The following is a 21,981-nucleotide window of genomic DNA, read 5'->3' on the forward strand; positions in this document are numbered from 1 at the left end:
CCTGAAAAAATCAAATAGATTCAGGGAATCTGGAATTTTAGATCAGCGTGAGTCGCAAGGACGTCTGAGTTGTGAGACACACCGATGTGTTACAGAGACGGCACTTGGGGCAGGTTGAGATTATCCAGGAGCTTCTTACGTTCCTGTCGGTTATTCCTGTCCTGCTTATAATGGTGTGGCAGTACGCGCTGATGATAAGTCTCCAGAGGGCGAACCAGGGTCCGATCCAGAACTTTCTTGCGCAAAGACCACTCCTGTTCAGAAATCCCCGCATTTTCCCGGATCTCTTCCATGGTCTCAAACGCCAGGTCAATCGCGGACATGCTGAGTTCGATATCATGCAACGCCTGCTTCGACGTCACTGGCGGAGCCTGGGAACGATTGTCCCAACGGGTCTTCAAATGCTGTAACAGGCCATTCAGGTGATCCCACTGCTGCCCGGTCTCCTGGAAGAGTTCCGATTTCTCTGCAGCGAGTTCAATCGCCCGGACCACCGAGTTGATCGAACGGTCAGAGCCTGCGCCGTAATTGATTGCGTGCAGACGATGAGCAAATTCCAGCTCCGGTGGAGCATCATCAGATTTTCTATATAGTTCAGCGACTTCATCGTGCATGAAGTAACTTATCATCGGGTCATAGATCGAAGTAAAGCGGGAAACGCGCGTAATCAATTCTACCGAGGGAGAAGGTTTCGCCATCGCATCGGATAGCGCCTTGAAGTAGAGCATCCGGCGTTTATCTTCGTTGTGGATAAAATCATTCTCATTCAGCCCTTCAGCAGCGACCTGTCTGATCAGTGATCGAGGGTTGTCAGTGATCTGTTCTTTGGCCGGCTTGCGATATTTCCAGTACTGATCCGGATATTGCACCATCAGTTTGTTCTGGGCTGTGACTTCGGAGAGTCTACGGAGCACGATCGGGTCGTCCTGCTCATTATGCATCCAGTTAATCAGTCGTTCGGTCCGCTGATCACGGCTCACCATCTGCTGAACTTCTTCCCGCTTCAATCCCCAGCGCATCATTTCGTAAGGCAGAGTAAATGCAAATTGACCTGTCGCTGAACTGTTTACCGAGGTCGGCTGATCTGCCACCATCTGCTGGAGAGACTCATTGGAGTAGGCGGCCAGGTTCAACAGAACTGACCAGTCCCAACCAACCTGTGCCAGCGTGCGACGAACTTGGGGTGCCTGCAGGCGATCCATCAGACCGGGGCGAATAAAACCTTCTTCGGAGTTGGTCGCCAGGAACAGAGTTTCTCCGTTCGCAATCTCAATAGCCATCACCTGTTTGAATTCCGACAGAAATGTGCGGGCAATCACCCGCAGAGGTTGTGCGCCAAAGTCAATATGCTGGAAACGCTGGCAGAACATACCCCCTGCTTTCAAATGCCGGGAGACATTTCGATAAAAATCAGCCGTATACTCTGACTGAGATTGAGCGACTACCGACTGCACGGGATTGCTGATAATCAGGTCATAAGTAGCAGTCGTTTTTGCACGCGACGCCATGGCCAGAGCGACAGGGGACTGCACCAGAGTGACGCGGTCAGAATCCAGTGCCGAGATCGAATTACGAGTAGCAATTTCATCCCGATATAACTGAATCAGTCCCGGATCATGTTCCAGACAGGTGATATGCTGCACGGGAAAATCCAGGCTGGAGTTAAGACTCACTCCCGATCCCAGTCCCAGGAACAACACATCGGCGGGGCGGTCATGCAACGTTACCGGTATCACAAAGGGCATCAGTTCCCCTGTTGTATGGGGGCACAGCCCTGCATCGGTAGTGGTGACTCCTACAGGCAGCCCGCTGCGGCGAATTTGCAGCTGGTTTTCATGATAGGACCAGACAGTATATGTTCCGTGGGGTCCTTCTACTTCTGACAGACAGCGACCTTCGTCCATGTAGGGGAGCAGATCCGGTTTTAAGCCGTAACGGAGTCCCGTGAATGTATTCGTAGAAAACAGAAGTTTCGTAGAACGATGCGGATCATAATTATTGTACCCGGAGTTAAGGACAACCAGCAGGACCAGAGCACAACTGACACCAGCTGTCTGCCAGCGTGAGCGGGGGAAGCGGAACTGGACACCCCAGATCAGAAGTGACAAGCAGGACAAAGCCCCCGTAGTCACCAGAGACAGTGTTTTGAGATCCACGCGTGCGGTACCAAGCAACCAGGACCCACAGAGCAATCCTGCCAGCAAACAGAAAGGTTGCCAGACCGGCAGACGATAGACGGAAGTGTTGTCAGTGCTGTCTGACTGACGTGTAATCGACAGCTTCATCCAACCACCCCAGCAGAAGCCCAAAGGTGCCAGGAAGAGCGTCAACAGCCCGCCGCGTATCACCGCCAGCAGAAATGCAAATTCGATGTAAGCGTTGGCATACAGCATCCAGTTCACCAGGAATGGGAACAGTGCCAGCGCCGCTGCTCCGATCAATGCAGCGCCCAGGGTTAAGCGCGATGCGAGTTGTGAACCTCGCGCTGCACTACGCGCTTCGATCCAGAACCAGGCTGCACTGACGCCTGCGAGCAACGCCGCCCAGGCAGTCACTTTCAAATAGAGTGAGTCCGGATACAACTGGAAGACGACACGCTCAATAATGACAGTCAGAAAACCGGTCGCCAGGCTGACCAGGAAGCCGCTGGCAACCAGCAGTCGGGAATGTTTCCACTGCATACTTCCATTTTTGGAATCGGTTTTGGCGTTCAACGAACTGTCAGTGGTCATAGACTTCAGCCAGCTGATCATACCGGGCAAGTATCGAGTGGCCAGCTTGCGCAACCAGGGACTGATTACAATCAGCAGAGCGGTGCCTGCTGCGATCCCTAATGTGAGATTCCAGCCCAACGCGGGAACCAGGCAATAGACTGCCGACAGCAATGCGAGTGTCACTCCGGTGAGAAAACGTGCAACAGGGGAGACCAGGGGGGCACTACCTGCGGACTGCTGTTCCAGTGAAGTTCTGACTGAGAACCAGCAGATGCGGGCTGTCCAGAAAACAACAGGCAGCAGGAGAACCATGGCAGAAAGTGTCATCAGTCCCGTTAAAAAGACCGGGTTAGAAATCTGATCCAGTGAGATCAGATGTAGGATCTGGTTGAACTGCCAGAGCAGTATTGGAAAACAAAGTGTCCAGATTGAAAACAGAGCCAATGTGATGCCGGTCCGAAATCGCTTCTGCTTCCAGAGCGTCGTTTCAGATTCGCGATTGACATTTTCTGATACGGTTGAAGGTAATCCCAGCCAGATTCCCATGACCGTCGCCAGACCGATGCCTGTAACGACAGACAGATGCTCTCCAACCAGGGTCTGAAAACGCTGAATACAGGCGAGCAGAAAGAGACCGCAAATCCACCCGGACAGGAAAGCGAACCCTGATCGCGTCTGAGCAAGAGTGAGAGTGAATTTGACTAGATTTTGAGCAAACGAACGTATCATGGCTTCCTTGCCTGTCGTTATTGATCAATCGGAATTGCATCACGGCTTAAAGTTTCATACTCTAAGTCATTCTTTAAGAGTCCCTTAGCAGCAATTTCTGCCGATAGAATCGCAGGGACCGAAGACTGTGTTTTATCGAAAATGCGTAAATATATGCAATACCAGTCGTTGTAACCCCATTACCACTTGCCTGGCAACAACACACTTGTATACTGCACTAGCCAAAAATACGTCATCGAGTAAAAATAGGTAGACTCCAAAATCTCCCATTCCACTTTGAATAGAAATCATCGGTGTGAAACGGAAAACCCAACGCCCAATGGCCTCTCCCCCAGTCACCAGACTGAGCAGCCAACCAGATGGTCCATGGTTGCCATCCCAATTCACGCATTCTCTGCTTTTCTTCTGCCTGACCTGGGTCGCGGGTTTCTCTGCGTCGAATGCTGCCGAGACCAGTTATCTGGTTACAGCGAAAACCGCATCCAGTTCGATTCAGACAGATGAGCTGAAATCTCATATCGAGTTCCTGGCCAGTGACGCACTCGAAGGACGCGAAGCAGGTACCCAGGGTGGCCAGGCGGCTGGAACCTATATCCGCAATTTTTTACAGAAGCACGGTGTCCAACCAGGTATGGGTGAAGAAGGCTACTTTCAGGAGTTCGATGGGGGATTTCGAAATATTCTGGGAATCATTCCCGGTAACGACCCCAAATTAAAAAATGAATACATTGTTATCGGGGCTCACTACGATCATGTGGGGTACGGCAAGCCCTCGAACAGTCGGGGTGGGGTTGGTCAGATTCATAATGGAGCTGATGACAACGCCAGCGGAACTGCAGCTCTGCTGGAAATCATTGAAGCCATCTCCGAGCATAAAGAGCTCCCCCGGCGTTCTTTCCTCTTTGCCTTCTGGGATGCAGAAGAAATGGGGCTGTTAGGCTCCCGACACTGGATGAATTACCCGAGTGTTCCACTCGAACAGATCCAAATTTATTTCAACCTGGACATGGTCGGGCGTCTCAAAAAACAACCGCTGACTCTATTTGGATCCCGTTCTTCCATCGGCTTGAGATCCTGCACAGTCAAATGCAATCATCGCGACACGGATCTGAAAATCAAATTCGACAGTGCAATCCGTCCCGACAGCGATCACTGGCCTTTCTACAAGAAGGGGATTCCCTTCCTGATGCTGCATACCGGAAAGCATGACGACTATCATCGTCCCGAAGACGATGCGTTTAAAATCGATTACGAAGGCACCCAGAAATGTGCCCAGTTGTTGACCCAACTGGTATTTGAATTTGCTATGCAGGATAAAAAGCCTGAATACCGTTCAGCAGATCAGGATATTCTGGCTGGGATCGACCAGGAAACTAGAATCACGACACAGGAGCCGCCCCGGTTGGGAGTGGCCTGGAATGCAGACAAGTACGAGAAAGGGCACCTGATGATTACCCAGGTTCTGGCCAGTTCAGCAGCGGATGCCGCCGGCCTGAAGGTGGGAGATGAGATCATTAAAATTGACGGACGATCGCCTGTAGAAGCACCGGGCTTCGATGCACTGGTGAGAAGCTCCCCTGAAAAGATCAGGCTGCAGATCAAGCGAAAAAACGAAGAGGAACTACTGGAAATCCCCGTAGAACTTTCAGGCAATCAACTCAAACTGGGAATTCAATGGCAGACTGATGAAACCGAACCCGAAGTCATGGTGATCTCGAACATTATCAAATCATCACCTGCAGATCTTGCCGGTTTGAAAATCAATGACCGGATCTATGAGATCAGCGGACGGTCGTTTGAGAGCAGTGATGAATTTCGCGAACTGGTAAAAGATCTGCCTCTGCCTCTAAAACTGCAGGTCGAACGCGAGGGACGACTGCGGAGCTTTGAAGTTCAATCAATGAGATGAGATTTCCATTCGACCTGGTGTGCATCAAGACCGGATTGTGTCAGTTCCTCTTTGAGAGTCTTTTCCGGCACCACGCGTGCAGAGCCGGTACGATAGACGCGAACTTTGACACCATCCTCGTCCCCAGTAGCCCGCCCTGCCAGCGTGAGAATGGTTTGAATATCAGCGGGCTGATATTTTTCGCGGGGTTGTGAGTCGGCTTTGACCTTGTAACTGCGATCGTCGATCAAAATATCGAGGACCTGTAAGGGGAGCTCTGCCAGGGTTTTCTGTTCTCGTGGTTCCGGTTGGATTAAAACCGGGATCATATCTGAGTCAGTAGACGCCATTACGGAGGGTGAACTCTCTTCCGCCTGTGGTTCAGCCTTCTCTTCTCCCTCACCTGGACCGGAATTAATGCCGGGCGTTAATCCGATGAACTGACCCAGAATGATCCCCAGAATTAAAACGCCTCCCCCGGCATACATCATTCGCTTTGGTTGCTTGCGCATCATTCGGTCCTGTCAGTGGGTGAGAGAAAATCGCATTGTATCGAACCACACCTCTGATACGAAATTCAGCTGTAAGATGAGCACAGAGACATCAGGGTTGAGATTTCAGTTTTTGCATCAGGTCCAGGATCACTGCCACAATTTTATCTGAAGCATCCAACTGGACCCGGTTGGTTCCCATCCAGGTTTCATACCCTCCCAGTTTATGCTGCTCGGGTGTAGGCAGATAACCGTTGTAACCATTCGCCAGTTCAATCGTGAAAGCATCTTCAAAAGGTGCTTTTTCTTTCAGTTCCAGACCGATTTCACAAAAGGTTTCAAAGGGGATCGCGGCAACAGTCAGATCACCAATTTTCAATGCCTGCAGTATTACGGTAATTTCATCAGGACCTTCCAGGAGCCGCTGGACTCGCCCTGCATAATTACGCTCGTAACGATGATGCTGTTCCGCGTTCTCTGGTTGGGCCATCACCTTTTTGAAATAAGCCTGCATTTCGGCATCGGGTTTCCGGACTTTTAACGTCAGTTCTGCATTGGCTGCACCCAGAGGAACCCAGGTCTGATACTTTACCTGCTGACAGGCTTCGGCTACTCGTCTGGCTACCAAGTCTGCTACCTGGTTCATCTTTTCATAAGCGGCCATCCGTTTGCCGGGCTTCTGGAAATTGATGTTATTGATGTCACCACTGGTGCCGTTCGACAGCATTCCCACAAACGGAGGGTCTTCCGGCTTTGCTCCGAGCAGGGGGCCAATTTTTTCTGAAAAGATACCGAAGTAATCTGCAGAGATTTCTCCTTTCTTGACGCCCCCCACATAATGCAGAGAGTAATTAGCCAGGAGTGCCAGCGGTCGACCATCCAGCGACTGCACACTGATGAACGAGATTTCCGGATCAATGGGCCCTGCGGGTTTTACCAGAGCGGCATTGCCCCGGGGTGGATTCATTCGCACTTTGTCGACCCCACCAAATGGATTCTTACAGAAATCAGGATTTGTGGTATACCAGCGACGGTTAAAGACTTCAGAAGGTTCATCTACGCCGCCCCAGCCGATGCGTGCCGGTTCCCGATTTTCCATTGCGCAGCGAACACAATCAGCAATTCTTCGTGCCAGGAAGTCGTGATACTTGGAACTACTGGCGCGGGTAGCGGAATGCGTGTGGGTGGCCGCCATCAGAATATTTTCGGGTGGCAAATCGGTTTCTGCTTTGATGTAATCCCGGGCCGCCTGAAATACATCAACAGTGATCCCCAGATTATCACAAATCACGAAGGCAATTTTGGTTTCACCGTTATCCAGTACCAGACACCGGGCGTGCAGTTCATCGTGTACGTTTTCAGCTGGAAACGGTTTGAATCCACCGACGATATATTCTCCCAGAGGCGGCGTAATATTGCTGGTCGCAGCCCCTGCCTTCAGAACCTTATCAGCCGCAAACGTTGTGGTTGTGCTGAAAACGAACAGGAAGAAACAGAAACTGGCCCCCCAGATTCCTGCCCCTGACATAAGTCGGCTGTATTTAAACGTCATCTGGTCTGCTCCTCTGGATGATGGTCTGCATTTTTGTGTACGTAAGTTGCTTCCACAATTATAAGAATGAGGAACTACCAATACAACAATCTGCATCAATGGATGAAACCAGCGGGCATCATCAGTGCAGCTTTACTTTAAACCGAACCGGCAACCGGAACTCAACCTTCTGAAACGGCCTGCGGATTCAAATCGGGAATGTCTTCAAAGGGGTGCCCGTTCTGCCAACCGGATTTCCCAGTCGCACGCAAATGTTCCAGCCGACGAATGCTGATCTCACAGAAAATGGGATCCAGGTCAGCGGTCAGACAGCGGCGGCCCAGTTTCTCACAGGCAATGAGTGTTGTACCGGAATGAGCAAACAGATCGAGTACAAAGTCATCCGATTGAGAACTGGCCTGCAGAATTCGTTCGACCGATTTGATCGGCTTCTGGGCATAACATCCGGAAACATTTTCTTCCATGCGATAGAAGACCTGCTGGATGTCGACCCAGACATTCCCGGGCCTGATGTTTTCGGAACGGCCCCGTTCGAGGTTCTCCGTCTTTTTTCCGTTGATGTTTTTATAGTACCCGCGCAGGATCTTCGGAATATCCGTGTATTGCACTTCAAAAAATGGATTACCACGCGTGTAGTATAAGAGTTCCTGACGTACGGCCATCCAGTTTTTCTGTGTGCCATACCCACGCTGGTTCCTCATGGTGACAAGGGACCGTGAGTCGAACAACCCGGTCTGCTGCATCATTATCATGAACTGGGGTAAAGGTTGAAAATGCTGATTCTGATCCGCGCCCAGCCAGACATAAAAGGAAGCATCCGAACTCAGAAAGCGGGCAGACATGCGTACCCAGTCGGCACACCACTCAATAAACTTATCGATATTACGCAGATCGAAGGCGACCAGGTTATAGGGCGGGTCCTGAATCGCCAGAACAGGACGATCCTCGCCGATCAGTCTGCTGATCTGTTCTGAATTGGTAGCATCTGCGCAGGCCACTCGATGTCGACCGGTGGGATCATCCCAGACTTCTCCCGGTTTTAATCGGCAGAATGGTAACAGTTGTTCTCTCAAAACCAAATCTTCGTCCAGGCGCGGCAGAGGATTGTTTTTCATCTGACTCTTTCTTTCGCCGGGTTTCGTATCAGAAAGCGAAAGGTCATTGTTGCAGCTTAATGTCCGCTTTGACGTCCGTTCGCAGTTCGCAACTCATCACAGTCTTTTATCTGATGTACCAGATAAAAGACCCGGGACAAGAATATACGAAATTGTATTTTCGGGAAAGAGTTGAATCCCCCTGCTGTGGTAGATCCTGGAACTGTCACTAAATACTATTATCTGTCCCAGGAACGAGGAGCGAACAACTCAGTCTTGCAGTCAAAATTCATTCGAAACATACTTAGCAATCTTCAATAAAACAAACCAGCTGACAGAATGTCTCCACAAATGAAACTAGAGCTGTCCGAAAAGACGAAACTGAATGCATCTCCGCAGGTCATTCATGAATGGCTCAGCGATCTTGAGAACTGGCCCAAGATCAACGATAAGATTAAATCGGTCACAGTAGAGGGGAATCGTTGTTTCGGCGAGATGGAGTTCAAAGGCAAAACACTGGAATTTGCCGGTATGGTTCCGGAAGATGATGATCCGTTAAAGGTCACCTGTAATATCGTCATTCAAACAGAGCCAGAAAAGCGAGATCCTGAGCATATGACCGTGGTTTATGAAATCATTCCCGGCGGACGCGCCACCCAAATTGTCGAACGCATTATTTTCGAGAGAGAAATCCCCTTCTGGGGCTGGCTGCTGGTCAAGTTGATTATGAAAATCGGCAAGCCAACCGGTCTGACGAACCTGCAACGGATCAAAGAGCAGATAACTACGGAAGGCGAATTGTAAGTAGATGATTTACTATTTCTCTTTGAGAACGAATTCACCGTAGTAGCCGATATTCGACTTATACTTTCCGCTAAGTGTTGCTCCTTTCATCAAGCCAATCCACTGGTACTGATGCCCGCGAATCGTCGCCTTACCTGACAGCTTGTATTCACTGCCTGTGGATTTAGACTGAAAGGTCGCCGCGTATTTGAAGGGATCCCCTTTAAAGAGCCCGGTAAAGGTGGCTTTCCAGTTTCCCTTGTCGTCAGACGTAGCGACGCATTTCAAGGGGCCCGTGGTATTGTACTTACGGTTATTCCATTTCCCTTCCCAGGTCCGTGTCTCCCCAGCCCGGACCTGGGAAAGGCAGAACATCCCCAGCACTGCAATCAGCATGAATCGTGACATCGTCGCCTGCTCCTGCCTGAATCGAATTTTGAGAGAGAAGAATGATTTCTCTGACTGAAACTCGTCAAAGCGCTGACAGCAGCGACAATTTTGGTCCCTTTTTTCTGGAACTTGCTGTGAACCTCTCAGGCATTATAGACCCCGCCTACACTAAGCTATTGGCAGAATACAGGTTACGAACCAGACAGATTTGTGTTTTCCGGGAATCAGGCACTCTTCCGCAAAGAGAAAGGTTTAGAATTCGTTTTCGGCGAAGCAGCAGTGTCAGACTGCGTCGAATTACCAGTCGCCAGATTTCGGCGGAGCTTTCGTTTGCAGTGCTGATCGTAGAGGATGCGGGAATAGCGTCCGTAATGCAGATCGAGTACGCCGGTAGTACTGACGAAGGCTAGAATCGAACCGATGGTGACCTTGGGATAAACGCAGGCGAACCGCTTTTCATAGCGTGGTCGAAAACGGCTCTTAAAATGTCGCAGTCCGCTAAAATCAAAAATGCTGGTCAGATAATTTTCTGCAAATCGCAGGCCGTGCCTTACCAATGCACTGTCCCCAGGCAGGCGGTGACAGTCACGCCCCAGATCCAGACAGAGCCCGGCTTGCGCAACGCCTTCCTGTTTCAGTTGCTGTAATACGAAATGAATCAGGAAGGCCATGGTACCTTTGATCGAATCCAGGCGATGCCGATAGAGTTCTGTCGCCCAGCCGGTCCCATTCAAAATGGGATTACAGATCACAAAGCCTTCGATCCGTCCCTGGTAGCGGGCAACGAACAGGCGCCGTCGCCCGAGTGCATGATTATCAATTCGTCCCTCAAAGAAACGCATCGCTTTTTTTTGAGGTTTACGCGTCAACGATTCGTCAGCTACTTCAATGACCTCTGAGATGATATCGGACCAGTGCAGCGGATGCAGTTGATCTGGACGAACCTCGCAGGCAGTCATCCCCTGCCTGAGGCAATAATTGGTCTGTCGGCGAACCCATTCATAATCTTTTCCCTGCCAGGTGCAGGTATCCAGATCGATCATTGGGTCTTCGCCCCACTTGGTCACCTGAAACTGCATTTCCTGGAACAGGGGAAGATCTGCTTCTCCGATGTTGTGAAAAGCAATTGATAGTCGGTTCTGTTTCGCATAATCCAGAAATTCGCGTACCAGTTGAGGCTTATGAGGTTCGGGAGCAATCAGGCCTCCGCCGATGATGACATGCCGGTACCAGCGTTTGTAGGAGATCAATCCCCGTTTCCCCTGAGACCAGAACTGATCACGATCCGGTTCGGAAGCCAGATAGGAATCAAAATATCTGCCATGCTCAAAAATAAAATCGCGCAGTTCTGTTTCTGTGTGCTCCTCGGGTAGACCCAGCGGTTCTTGATCGAACGCCTGATGCGATGGATCGATCCGCCACCGTGTACTGGCTCTTTCAACACGGTCTGCGTTCTGAATGTTCAGCTGGTCGACGTGCTGGTTCTGGCGTGCCTGCCCCTGATCGCACTGATGCAGTTGCAGGCCCTGTCTGGAATGAGAATCAGCTGACGACATTTTTGTGCTCCGAAAATTAACGGACCGTGGTACAGAACATCCCCGTAAGGGAAGCAGGATTTCTAAATGAATTACAACTTCAGTTCAGGCAGCCCGTTTCTGTAATTCTGTATCCTCAGACTGCTGAACCAGACTCTGCGGGTGCATCAGAAAGCCGCGCAGCGTATTGATGAACGCTGCAGACTGATTTCCGTTGACCATTCGATGGTCCAGCCGCACAAACAGGGAAGCCTGTTTACGCACGACGACTTTGTCATCCACAACGACAGCTCGCTTTTCAGTCGCTCCCATAGTGACGGCGATGCAGTAAGCATTCAGCGGGAGCGACGCGGGTTTATGGGCAATCAACGGCGGTGCACCTGAGAACCCCAGATAATTGACGAATGCCCCGGCATGATTCAGTCCCTGCTGCCAGGGCCAGATGGTGGGAGCCCGAAGCCAGTTGCCAGCCGTGAATCCTACCTTCGAGGTGTGCAGAATCCAGGAAAGTTGGAGCCAGCGTCCCAGGTTGATCAATGCGTTTTTAAACGTCGATCCCTCTTTGGCACGTTTTCTATCACGGGCCACCTGCATCGATTTTTCTCGGGCAGATTCCCAGAAGAAACCCGCGATCTCGTCGAGTGAATAATCTTCAGCTTTCCGCATGAAGACACAATCGACTTCGCCAGTGCTGGTCTGCAGCATCGGCATGACGATATTCACGCCCTCGTACTGGTAGACTTTTTTCCCAATCACTCGGCGGTTGACTTCTGGATGCTGTCGCAGGCTTTCAGCCACGGCACGTACCAGAACATGCGCGGGAGTGAGCATAGTGCAGTTGCGGCTGCGCTGCTCCTCCAGAAAGGACTCCAGCTCTTCGGTATCGACCGTGGTTCCCCAGACGAGCATCGGATCGCAGCGGAGTGATGTACTCGCGAGATAGGTGGTATTGATCCAGCCAATCTCGGAGAGTGGCACCGGTTTACTCTTTGTCGCCCAATACATATCAGACATCCTGTCTATTGAATTAGTAAAGCTCTGACATCCTGTTCAGAGCAGTTTCAGGCAGCCTTCTTCTGCTCTGCCTGTCGCTCGGCAATCAGTTGAGAAATCGTGGCGGGATTTTTAAATAAATCTGGTCTGATATCCTGAAAATCGAGTCGTACTTCAAAATCAGATTCGACGAAGACCAGCAGGTCCATCATCGTCAGGGAATCCAGCAGACCGGAATCAATCAGTTCGGTGCTGTCAGATATTGTCTGTCCGGTGACGGAGTTGAGAAATTCAACCAGTTGTTCCTGGATCGATGCACTCATTTATCGTGTCCTTTGCAGTTGCAGACGAAAGTTAAGATTCCAGATCGCCGACTGCTGCCAGTTCTGACAGCTTGACCCGATCAACTTTCATGGCGGGATTTAATGGTATTTTCTGTAAGATCCGGATCCGGTCCGGCACAAGTTGGCGTGGCAGCTGGCTGCGACAGACGCTCAGCATTTCTGCTTCCGTGAGTCCCGTACCTTCTGGAGTGGTTTCGATGTACAATGCCAGCCGCGTACCTGTATTCTTTGCTTCAAAGGGGACCGCCACCGCCTGCGACAGGGGAAAAGTTCGCAGCGCGAATTGCTCCAGATCAGCTGGGTGCACGCGATAACCGCAAATTTTGACTAGTGAATTTCGTCGACCTTTGATGACGATTCTGCCTGACTGATCGAAGGTGGCCAGATCTCCCGTATAGAGCCAGCCGTTGTGGATCCGTTTGCGGGTCTCTTCTGCATCTCTCCAGTAGCCCTGCATGATGTTGGGGCCACGAGCCCGCAGCTCGCCGACCGTACCTGCAGTCACACGTTGTCCACTTTCGTCCACGATCTGCAGCGTTACTCCGGGTATTGCCTGACCGATGGAGCCGTCGCTTACACCGGCGAGTTGCTCCGGTGGTACATAGGCCAAGCGAGCCGTAGCTTCCGTCTGTCCATACATGACAAAGAACCGGGCCGGATGGATGACGTCGCTGATTTCGACGGCTTGTGCATGAGGCAGGGCACCTCCGGCAACAGACATATAACGCAGATGTGGAAACTGCGTCTGCTTAAACGAAGTTCGTTCCAGTAGAATCCGATACAGGTCGGGGACCGCTGAGAGACTGGTACATTCATGGCGGATCATTGCTTCCAGAATGCTTTCAGGAAAAATGGTATTCCCGTCCAGAATCAGGTGCGTCCCCTTTAGAAGGTGAGACTGCAGTACCGAGTTTCCAAACGCATGATGGAAAGGCAGGACGCAGATAGGCCGTTCGTCTGCCTGCAACTGCAGGTATTCCTGGATCGATTGCGCGTTAGAGATCAGGTTCCCATGACTCAGCATGACCCCCTTGGGCATTCCACTGGAACCGGATGTAAAAAAAATCGCAGCCAGGCTCTTCTCAGAGCGTGCAACCGGATTGAGTGTATTTACTGGAACTGTTCCAGTCGCAGATTCCTCTGAAACCATGCCCTTTACAGTAAATTCTTCCAGATCCGGATGACGCCTTAAAACCGGGGTGGTTGTAATCGTACAGATCGCCTGCGTTGAATCCAGAATATTCTTTAGCGCGCCGCTCTCCGTATTCGCTGGAACAGGCACAACGACACCGCCAGCGAACAAGACTGCGTAGAAAGCAGCGATATACTCCACGGAATTGGGAACCAGCAGTACAACACGGCTTCCAGATTCAAAACCGGTGATCCCAGACAGCTGTTCGGAAATTTGCCTGACCAGTAAAATCAGCTCACCATAACTCAAGGTCCGCTCAGATGTGGAAACCGCGGGTTGCTCACTATGCAGAGCTGCAATTTCCAGTAGTCGATCGACCAGCCCTGCTCCTCTGCTTTGAGAGGTCACCTCCTCCAAAAGGGTTATGGGAGAGGCTGCTAGCGGATGCTGGACCAGCCTGAGGCTGGAGAGAAAGTCGATGGGGAAGTGCATACGAAACGGTCTCAAAGTGTAAATTGCTCTCTTCAGAGAAAATCCCTCGGACGATCGTAAATCGGAGGGTAATATCCCTCATCCTTATCGGCGTTCCATGATCGTTTGCACCGCTGAATCGGTATACATACCCCCGTTTTTATCAGGACGACCAGACCAAACAACCTATTTCACCCATCCGCCCAAACAGAACGAATATCACAGGGGATTTAAAGGGATTTACACCCAATCTATTCAGAACTATCATCCGCCCGTTCAGTAAGTAGCCGATATCACTGATTGAGGCCCCTTTCACCAGCAACAATCTCCGGTTGACCTTTATATGCCATTCAACCTTTCTCTAATTCCGAGTAAGTCCCGTGCAAGTGAAGACTTCGAATCTGGAAAAGCCACAAACCCTGCCTCTGCTCATTGAACCGGCCGAACAGGGGTCTGCCTCCCTGAGTGACCTGATTGAATTCATCTCACGGGAACGGAACTGGCTGGACCAGACTCTGCTGGAGCAGGGAGGCGTGTTGCTGCGTGGATTCACCATTCAGGAAATTGATGAATTTGAGGACGTGGCCCAGGCGCTGATTCCAGAGTTAAAGCCGTACGTCGAGGGACAGTCTCCCCGCACCAAAGTGACCGGAAACGTATATACTTCCACCGAATTTCCTGCCCAGTTTCGCATCACGCTGCACAACGAGCTTTCCTACACCAAATCGCCTCCCCCGCGGATCGTATTCCACTGTCATCTTGCTGCGGAAACCGGGGGAGAAACCCCGATCGTCGACTGCCGAAAACTCTACCGGGAGATGCCAGCCGAGATTCTGGCGAAGTTCGAAGAACGGGGAGTCCGCTATGTCAAGAACATGCACGGGCAGGAGCGGGGGATCGGCAAGTCTTGGATGGATTATTTCGAAACCAGTGATCGGGATCAGGTCGAAGCATACCTCAAAGACAACGACATCGAATTTGAATGGACGGCCGATGGAAACCTGCGTACCTGGTCCATTCGCCCCGGCACGCTGGCCCATCCAGTTACAGGAGAAATGCTCTGGTTTAACCAGGCCGATCTCTGGCATATCACCAATGTGAATGAACGAAACCGCGCCCAACTGCTGCAGCGGTTTGGAGAAGAAAACCTGCCGACCCACGCGTATTACGGGGATGGTTCCCCCATTACCGATGAGGATCTCGCAGTAGTTCGAAAGACCCTGTGGGAGACGGCCGTTATCTTCCCGTGGCAGCAGGGAGATGTGCTGGCCCTGGATAATTTCAGTGTCGCCCATGGCCGGATGCCTTATGCAGGACCACGGAAGATTCTCGTTGCAATGGGATAAATACAGAGTTTTAAATGTCTAACCACTAAGGCAGGACGGTATGGCACATACAACGGCAACACCTGAGTCAGACACCGATTCTGCTGCGATCTGGCTTCCCCAGGATCTTCAGCAGCCGCTGGAAACAATGACCCGAGGACAGCGAATCGGGAACTGGCTGATCAATCCTTACAAAAATTATCTGATCCCCGCCGGTTGGCTCAAAAGATTGCTACAGTCGAGTCAGAGCGAGTTGCTCGCGGAGACCTTCCGCCGCCCTGGTGGCTGGAGGGCTATGGAAATCCTGTACCGGAAAGATGCACCAGTCGACCTTTTGGATCGACAGGCGATCTTGGATAACCCCATTTCCAGAGCTTCGCGAAATCGATTGCAGACGGTAACCCAAATCCTGATCGATCTGATTCAGGCTTGTCAGTCGGACGGTCCCGTCATTCTCATGGGCGTCGGTGCTGGCCCGGGTCGACATGTGCAGACCGCGATTTCCCGATTGCAGTTAACCGCGGATGAAGTCCACGCCCACCTGATCGACCTGGATGATGATGCCTTCGAATACGGACAACAACTGGCAGAACAACTCGAAATTGCAGACTGTATCAGCTTCCTGCAGGGAGATGCGCGTGAGATTCAGACGGTATTACAGGATGTCAAACCGAATATCGTCAAACTGATCGGTCTCATCGAATACTTGAATGACCAGCAGTTACACGAACTGTTGACCTCACTGCATACAATCATGGTCCCGGGAGGAAATCTGGTCACGCATGGGATTCTCGATCCCTGGCATGGTGCTCCCTCTCTCAAACGGATCTTCAATCTACAGCACATCAGACGCTCAGGCGATGATGTACGAAGGATGTTGGAAACAGTCGGATTTCGCGTCATCGACCAGGTAACCGAACCGATGGGAATCTATCCGATTGTGACCGCAGTGAAACCGGCGTCAGAGTCAGATTGAAGACTGTGATGCAGGGCTGACGCCAACGTCTCAAATGTAATATTCGATGACGTGTTCCTCTTCGACTGACATCCTGTAATCGTGTCCCGGCGTGACCAGAGCGACATCATCCAACAGCAACTGCGCGACACGCATCGCCTGACCACGCAGTTCGGGAACTGCTGTGGTCTCCCAGAGAGTCCCCTTCATCAACGGTCCAACAGCGAACAGGAACTCAGAGGGATTTCCTTCCGCATCAATCACCGCGAAATCAGCACCGACATCGATGCCCATATCCAGTTCGTCGGGCCGGATGAGTCCCCGTTTGAGCAGATTCTGGAACAGTGGCACACTGGTGCCAGAGAATCCACAATTGGGTCCGGTGCAATTAATGACCAGTCCCCCCTCAAGCGTCTGGGTTAACCCAGCTTTATTCTGAACATCCACCACGACCTGATCATTCTGAGACGTGATTCCTGTGATTCTGCCCCGTACTACTTTGAGGCGTCCTTCGGTAATCGCTTCCGTCACCCGTTGATGAATCGGCTGCGCAATCCGATGTCTGATCACATTCCAGCGGGCAGCGTAACGTTTGAGAAATTCCTGTTTTTCTTCGAGGTCAAACTGCTGCCAGATCCGCTGCGTGTGGGGCCGCAGTCGATCAACGACGATGCCTGGGTTCTCACCTATCCGTTGCAGCTGCCGACAATGTTTTTCCAGTAACTGGACCAGGTTTTCGAGGCCCAGGCTCTCCGGCTCTTCTGGCAGGAAGTCGGGATATTCAATGCCGCGGAAATGAGCCTGCGGAATCATGCCGTTATGCGACACTGCGATCATATTCCCTTCCCAGCCCAGTTCGCTGAGCGTGAGAAAGACGTCGATCATCGACAATCCGGTGCCGAGCACAATGATGTCCTGATCGGGATCCGGAATCTTTTCCATCCAGTTTCCCCATGGATCTGCTGAATAGGCGGGATGCGCAAAATCTTCCCCAGCCAGTGAAGAGGGAGGCTGATTCCCTGTCGCCAGCAGCACGCGATCAGCTTCTAAAGTAGAACCATCGCGGAGCGTGATCTCAGCACTCCCGTCATAATTATATTCTATGTCGACGGCTTCATTTTCGATGACGCGGATCTCCGCCGGATGATGTGAATCAATCGGCTGCATGTAATTCGCGAGGATACTTCGCAGATAATCGCCATAGATCCGACGGGGAACATAAGTCTCACGCAGTTGCGGATCGGGCAGGTCGCTGTAATCGACGCGAGTGCGTAACCAGTCCAGAAAGTGATTGGCATGGTCGGGGACGGCAGACATGTTGCGAGCGGCGACATTCAACAGATGTTCTTCCCGTTTCGTGCCATAAGCGACGCCACGTCCCAGTGGATAGCGGTCGTTGATCAGTTGAATGCAGAGCGGGCCGTCACTCAATCGTGCCAGATTCACCGCTGCCATGGTCCCGCTGAATCCGCCTCCAATAATCGCCACTGTCTTCATGAGAGTCCGGTCCTTTCGCACACCGCGTCGACCGGAGTAAAAGGGTTCCGGCTGTGAGTGTGTCACTCAGAATGTTTGCTGATGGAATGACTGCGATCTGACTCAGGGAGTCTTCTGAATTGTACCCAGATCGTATTACCAGCAACAGACAACGGCCCATAAACGGCCCGGTCTCAATCAGCAGTCCTGCTGAACAATAGGAGTTTTGTTTCCCTGATCATCGATGGCCACGTAGGTAAAGGCGGCTTCGGTGACTTTAAAACGGGGGCAGTCGGACGCTTCGTGTCGCAGTACTGGCTGAACCCAGACCTCCAGCGAGAGGGTGATCGAAGTTGTCCCGATCCGATCAATCTGGCCATAACAGCAGACAACGTCTCCCACCTTGACCGGGCGAATGAATTTCATCGACTCTACCGCAATCGTGACGGTGCGGGTACCTGCTACCTCTTTTGAGAGAATCCCACCAGCAATATCCATCTGCGACATGATCCAGCCGCCGAAGATGTCTCCGTTGGCGTTCGTATCCGCAGGCATGGCCAGCGTGCGCAGAATCAGTTTTCCTTCCGGGAGGTCACAGAGCTCTTCCATTGGTGTCATTCCTGTTTCTCTATTGTCGGCGACGGACTCGTCAATCTGACACCTCGAAAGTGTCTCAGATCAGCTCAGTTGACTCGCGGGGGTCGACCATTGTTTTTGGCAACATGACTGCCCCAGACGAGCAGATTTTTACTGCAGTCATCGCGGTCGATCATAACTTCAATAAAAGCAGGACCATTATGCGACTTGGCCGTTTTGATCGCCTCATCCAGTTCGCCTTCAGTCGCCGCTTTACCACTCCAGCCATTTCCGTCCGCAGCATTGAAAACATGAACCAGATCAGCGTAGTTCCAGTTCTTAATATTATTATACGGTCCGTCGTGAATTTCGACTTCGATGGTGTAGCCGCCATTGTTGATCAGGAAGATGATCGGATTCAGGTTGTACCGGATGATGGTTGATATTTCCTGTGCGGTCAGCTGGAACGAACCATCGCCGATCAATGCGATGGGCCGTCGTTCCGGCGCCCCGATACAGTATCCCAGCAGCGCTCCCACAGACCAGCCGATGGAACCGTATTGCATCTGGATTTCAAATCGGGATCCGGTCGGCAGATTGAGCTGCATACCGTTGAACCAGGAATCTCCCGTTTCTGCAATGACAGCGGAATCTGCGGTCAGCATCTGTTGGACACGCGAAACCAGCTGTCGGGTCGAGAGAGGCGTCTCGGGGGCACCAGCAGATAGTGCAGGCGGATCTTCCTGAATTCGTTTATAAGCGACCATGGAAGCATCGTTGGCTTTGATGCGGGGAGCCAGTTGCTCGAGGAACTCGGACAGTTTCACATTGCTGAAAGTCTGATTCGGGCAGACTACGCTGTTGGGGCGAGCCTGAATCACCTTACTCGGGTCTACCAGTGCGGCGTGTCCCGTTGTCGTGTAATCGGTGAAAGTCGGGCCGGCGAACAGGCAGAGATCTGAAGAATCGACGATTTCGCCACAGCCAGGCGATCCGACAGGCCCCCAGTAAATGCCCATATAATTCGGATGCTGTTCGTCAAAAAAGCCCTTGGCATTGGGCATACTGGCAATCGCGTAGCCTGAGGCATCAGCCAGCTTGTGAAAATTTTCCTCGGCTCCAAAGGAACGGAGCTTGACCCCCGAGACCAGAACGGGCTTGGCTGCGTTGTTGAGCAGATTCGCCACATGATCGACGGCTGCCTGGAGCGAGACGGGGTCGCTGGCAGTTGGACCACCAAAGGAGCGAACATTTGGTTTGGAGGTGATTGCATCCGCAATGTTGCAGGCGATTTCAATGTAGACCGGCTTACGAAACCGCAGGGCGGTCTGAATCGCATGGTCGATTTTCGTTGGAGCTTCATGGGGATCGCGGATCGTGACCGCTTCCGCTGTCACTTTGGAAAAGATATCTCGCTGGTAATCGTAGTCCAGTTTCCCCAGTGTGTGATGCAACATTTCGAATTCGGCTTCAGAATTCGTATTCGGGCCGCCGGAAACAGCGATGACAGGCAGGTCTTCCGCATACGCTCCGGCAACAGCATTGAGCAGGCTCAGACCACCGACACTGTAAGTTACGAACACGGCACTGGCTCCACCGGTGGCCCGGGCATAACCATCTGCAGCATAGCCGGCATTCAATTCATTACAGCAGGAGATCATCTCCAGATTCTTATTCTCCAGGATCCGGTCCAGCAGAACCAGGTTGTAGTCTCCCGGGACGGCGAAGTAATGCTTCAAGCCGATTTCTTCGAGACGGTCAGCCAGATAAGAACCGACGGTGGTGGTACAATGGTCAGTCATGAGTGTTCCTTACAGACAAAAAATGCTGGCGAGACGATCAGTCGAATTAGAGAGACTTGTATTCGGGTTTCCACATGGTTTCTTCGATCCGCTGATCGATTTCCTCAGCGGTCATGGAATCTGCGACTTCAGCATCAATGGCTGCCTGCGCGACAGCCCGGGCAATCGATCGACCCACGTCGCGGATAATCGTCAGAGAAGGGAGTAGCGAAGCCGTCGGATCCTTGAGGGCCGGAGAGGCCTCTTTTAAGGCAAACGCTGCCGCCATGAACATGGAATCGGTAACCCGTCGCGCCCGGGAAGCCCGAATCCCCAGACCCATCGCAGGGAAGATGTAACTGTTATTACACTGGGCAATGATATGTGTCACGCCATTATATTCCACTGGATCGAAAGGGCTGCCGGTGGCAATAACGGCTTTGCCGTCCGTCCATTTTAACAGGTCTGCGGGTGTCGCTTCGGCCCGTGAGGTTGGATTCGAAAGCGGGAAGATGACGGGATGTTCTGCGTGGCTGGCCATTTCCCGGATAATCTCTTCGGTAAATGCGCCCGTCTGTCCCGTGGCGCCAACCAGGACGCCTGGTTTTGCATTGCGGACGACATCCGCGAAAGAGATCGCACCACTCACATCGCAGTCCCAGCCCTGGAGGTTCTCTGGTGACTGCGCGAGTAGCTGGTGCAATTCATCCAGATCGTTTCGGCCGGAATGCAGGAGTCCATCTCGGTCGATCACATAAAACCGGGCCTTTGCTTCATCCTCACTCAAGCCGGACTGAAGCATGGCCTGTTTCAACTGCAGGCAGATGCCCACTCCTGCAGAACCGGCCCCCAGCATGACGATGTTCTGGTCGGTGAGTTTTCCGCCGGCTGCTTCAATGGCAGCGAGAATGGTGCCTGTTGTGACCGCGGCGGTTCCCTGGATGTCATCGTTAAAGGTACACAGGTCATCCCGATATTTATCCAGAATTCGCTCCGCATCGACTGAAGCGAAATCTTCCCACTGCAGGAGTACGTCCGGAAACCGTTTCTTGACGGCCTGGACGAACTGATCGATAAAGGCATCGTATTCCGCCCCTTTGATGCGGTGTTCCCGCCAGCCGACGTAGCGGGGATCATCGAGGCGTTCTTCGTTGTTCGTCCCCAGATCGAGGAGAATCGGGAGTGTCTTGGCCGGATCAATCCCGCCACAGAGGGTATAAAGCGAGAGTTTACCGATGGGAATTCCCATCCCGCCGGCCCCCTGGTCGCCCAGTCCCAGGATGCGTTCCCCGTCGGTCACCACGATGACTTCGATATCCCGTTCGATATTTTCCAGGATCTCGTCCATTTGATCACGTTCGGGATAAGAAATGAAAATTCCGCGGGGACGACGATAAATGTGGCTGAACCGTTCACACGCCAAGCCCACCACCGGCGTATAAACAATGGGCATCATCTCGGTGATGTGCTCCAGCAGCAGCCGGTAGTACAGAGTCTCGTTCTCGTCCTGCAGTTGTCTTAAGAAAATATGTTTATCGATATCGTTCTGAAAATCGCAAAAGGCTTCATAGGAGCGTTCAACCTGTTCCTCAAGCGTGTCGATATGGGGTGGCAGGAGGCCCACCAGACCGAACTGGCTGCGTTCTTGGTCGCTGAAGGCGGTCCCCTTATTCAGGAGGGGATCCTCAATCAGCAGATGTCCCCGTTTCTGTATCGAAAATTCTTCGGTTGACCGTCCTGAATTCATAGTAA

At 51.9% G+C, this 21,981-nt stretch carries 17 protein-coding genes; 4 read left to right on the forward strand and 13 right to left on the reverse strand.

Annotated features, from left to right (window positions below):
• Positions 1–89 precede the first annotated feature (89 nt).
• The gene (locus tag RID21_RS18985) at positions 90–3,443 is read right to left on the reverse strand and encodes a spermine/spermidine synthase domain-containing protein (protein ID WP_350191542.1); all 3,354 of its coding nucleotides are present in this window, start codon (positions 3,441–3,443) and stop codon (positions 90–92) included.
• 370 nt (positions 3,444–3,813) lie between these two features.
• Here RID21_RS18985 and RID21_RS18990 point away from each other — a divergent pair, with 370 nt between their 5' ends.
• Positions 3,814–5,352 (forward strand): M20/M25/M40 family metallo-hydrolase, encoded by a 1,539-nt coding sequence (locus RID21_RS18990; protein WP_350191544.1) that lies wholly within the window; start codon positions 3,814–3,816, stop codon positions 5,350–5,352.
• On the opposite strand, the gene RID21_RS18995 is transcribed toward RID21_RS18990, so the two are convergent.
• The 3 genes from RID21_RS18995 to RID21_RS19005 all read right to left on the reverse strand — a co-directional run bounded on the left by RID21_RS18995 (position 5,337) and on the right by RID21_RS19005 (position 8,489).
• A complete protein-coding gene (locus tag RID21_RS18995) occupies positions 5,337–5,843 on the reverse strand; it encodes a hypothetical protein (protein ID WP_350191546.1) in 507 nt (168 codons plus the stop codon). The genes RID21_RS18990 and RID21_RS18995 overlap by 16 nt on opposite strands.
• A 91-nt stretch (positions 5,844–5,934) precedes the next feature.
• A complete protein-coding gene (locus tag RID21_RS19000) occupies positions 5,935–7,374 on the reverse strand; it encodes a hypothetical protein (protein WP_350191548.1) in 1,440 nt (479 codons plus the stop codon).
• A gap of 161 nt (positions 7,375–7,535) precedes the next feature.
• Complete coding sequence (locus RID21_RS19005; protein WP_350191550.1) at positions 7,536–8,489, reverse strand: DNA-methyltransferase; 954 nt, start codon at positions 8,487–8,489, stop codon at positions 7,536–7,538.
• Positions 8,490–8,819: 330 nt separating this feature from the next.
• Between RID21_RS19005 and RID21_RS19010 the strand changes: the two genes are divergently transcribed.
• On the forward strand, positions 8,820–9,272 hold the full coding sequence (locus RID21_RS19010; protein ID WP_350191552.1) for an SRPBCC family protein: 453 nt from the start codon (positions 8,820–8,822) through the stop codon (positions 9,270–9,272).
• A gap of 12 nt (positions 9,273–9,284) precedes the next feature.
• Here the strand turns inward: RID21_RS19010 and RID21_RS19015 are convergent, their stop codons facing one another.
• The 5 genes from RID21_RS19015 to RID21_RS19035 form a co-directional block, all read right to left on the reverse strand.
• A complete protein-coding gene (locus RID21_RS19015; RefSeq protein ID WP_350191554.1) occupies positions 9,285–9,659 on the reverse strand; it encodes a hypothetical protein in 375 nt (124 codons plus the stop codon).
• Positions 9,660–9,865: 206 nt separating this feature from the next.
• Positions 9,866–11,197 (reverse strand): bifunctional lysylphosphatidylglycerol flippase/synthetase MprF, encoded by a 1,332-nt coding sequence (locus RID21_RS19020; protein WP_350191556.1) that lies wholly within the window; start codon positions 11,195–11,197, stop codon positions 9,866–9,868.
• 84 nt (positions 11,198–11,281) lie between these two features.
• On the reverse strand, positions 11,282–12,181 hold the full coding sequence (locus RID21_RS19025) for a 2-oxo acid dehydrogenase subunit E2 (RefSeq protein ID WP_350191558.1): 900 nt from the start codon (positions 12,179–12,181) through the stop codon (positions 11,282–11,284).
• Positions 12,182–12,237: 56 nt separating this feature from the next.
• Positions 12,238–12,492: an acyl carrier protein gene (locus RID21_RS19030; RefSeq protein ID WP_350191560.1), complete on the reverse strand. Its 255-nt coding sequence runs from the start codon at positions 12,490–12,492 to the stop codon at positions 12,238–12,240.
• 31 nt (positions 12,493–12,523) lie between these two features.
• Positions 12,524–14,053: a class I adenylate-forming enzyme family protein gene (locus RID21_RS19035; protein ID WP_350191562.1), complete on the reverse strand. Its 1,530-nt coding sequence runs from the start codon at positions 14,051–14,053 to the stop codon at positions 12,524–12,526.
• Positions 14,054–14,496: 443 nt separating this feature from the next.
• Between RID21_RS19035 and RID21_RS19040 the strand changes: the two genes are divergently transcribed.
• Positions 14,497–15,462, forward strand: a complete 966-nt coding sequence (locus tag RID21_RS19040; protein ID WP_350191564.1) for a TauD/TfdA family dioxygenase — start codon at positions 14,497–14,499, stop codon at positions 15,460–15,462.
• 40 nt (positions 15,463–15,502) lie between these two features.
• Positions 15,503–16,417, forward strand: coding sequence for a class I SAM-dependent methyltransferase family protein (locus RID21_RS19045; protein ID WP_350191566.1), 915 nt, complete (start codon positions 15,503–15,505; stop codon positions 16,415–16,417).
• Between the two features lie 30 nt (positions 16,418–16,447).
• Here the strand turns inward: RID21_RS19045 and RID21_RS19050 are convergent, their stop codons facing one another.
• The 4 genes from RID21_RS19050 to RID21_RS19065 form a co-directional block, all read right to left on the reverse strand.
• Complete coding sequence (locus RID21_RS19050) at positions 16,448–17,893, reverse strand: FAD/NAD(P)-binding protein (protein ID WP_350191568.1); 1,446 nt, start codon at positions 17,891–17,893, stop codon at positions 16,448–16,450.
• Between the two features lie 177 nt (positions 17,894–18,070).
• On the reverse strand, positions 18,071–18,481 hold the full coding sequence (gene yciA / locus RID21_RS19055) for an acyl-CoA thioester hydrolase YciA (protein WP_350191570.1): 411 nt from the start codon (positions 18,479–18,481) through the stop codon (positions 18,071–18,073).
• A 74-nt stretch (positions 18,482–18,555) separates the two neighbouring features.
• Positions 18,556–20,250 carry an alpha-keto acid decarboxylase family protein gene (locus tag RID21_RS19060; RefSeq protein WP_350191572.1) on the reverse strand — a complete coding sequence of 565 codons (1,695 nt, stop codon included), beginning with the start codon at positions 20,248–20,250 and terminating at the stop codon, positions 18,556–18,558.
• Positions 20,251–20,296: 46 nt separating this feature from the next.
• The gene (locus tag RID21_RS19065) at positions 20,297–21,976 is read right to left on the reverse strand and encodes an NAD-dependent malic enzyme (protein ID WP_350191574.1); all 1,680 of its coding nucleotides are present in this window, start codon (positions 21,974–21,976) and stop codon (positions 20,297–20,299) included.
• Between the last annotated feature and the right edge of the window lie 5 nt (positions 21,977–21,981).

Source organism: Gimesia sp. (genome assembly GCF_040219335.1).
In the GTDB taxonomy this organism is placed as follows: domain Bacteria; phylum Planctomycetota; class Planctomycetia; order Planctomycetales; family Planctomycetaceae; genus Gimesia.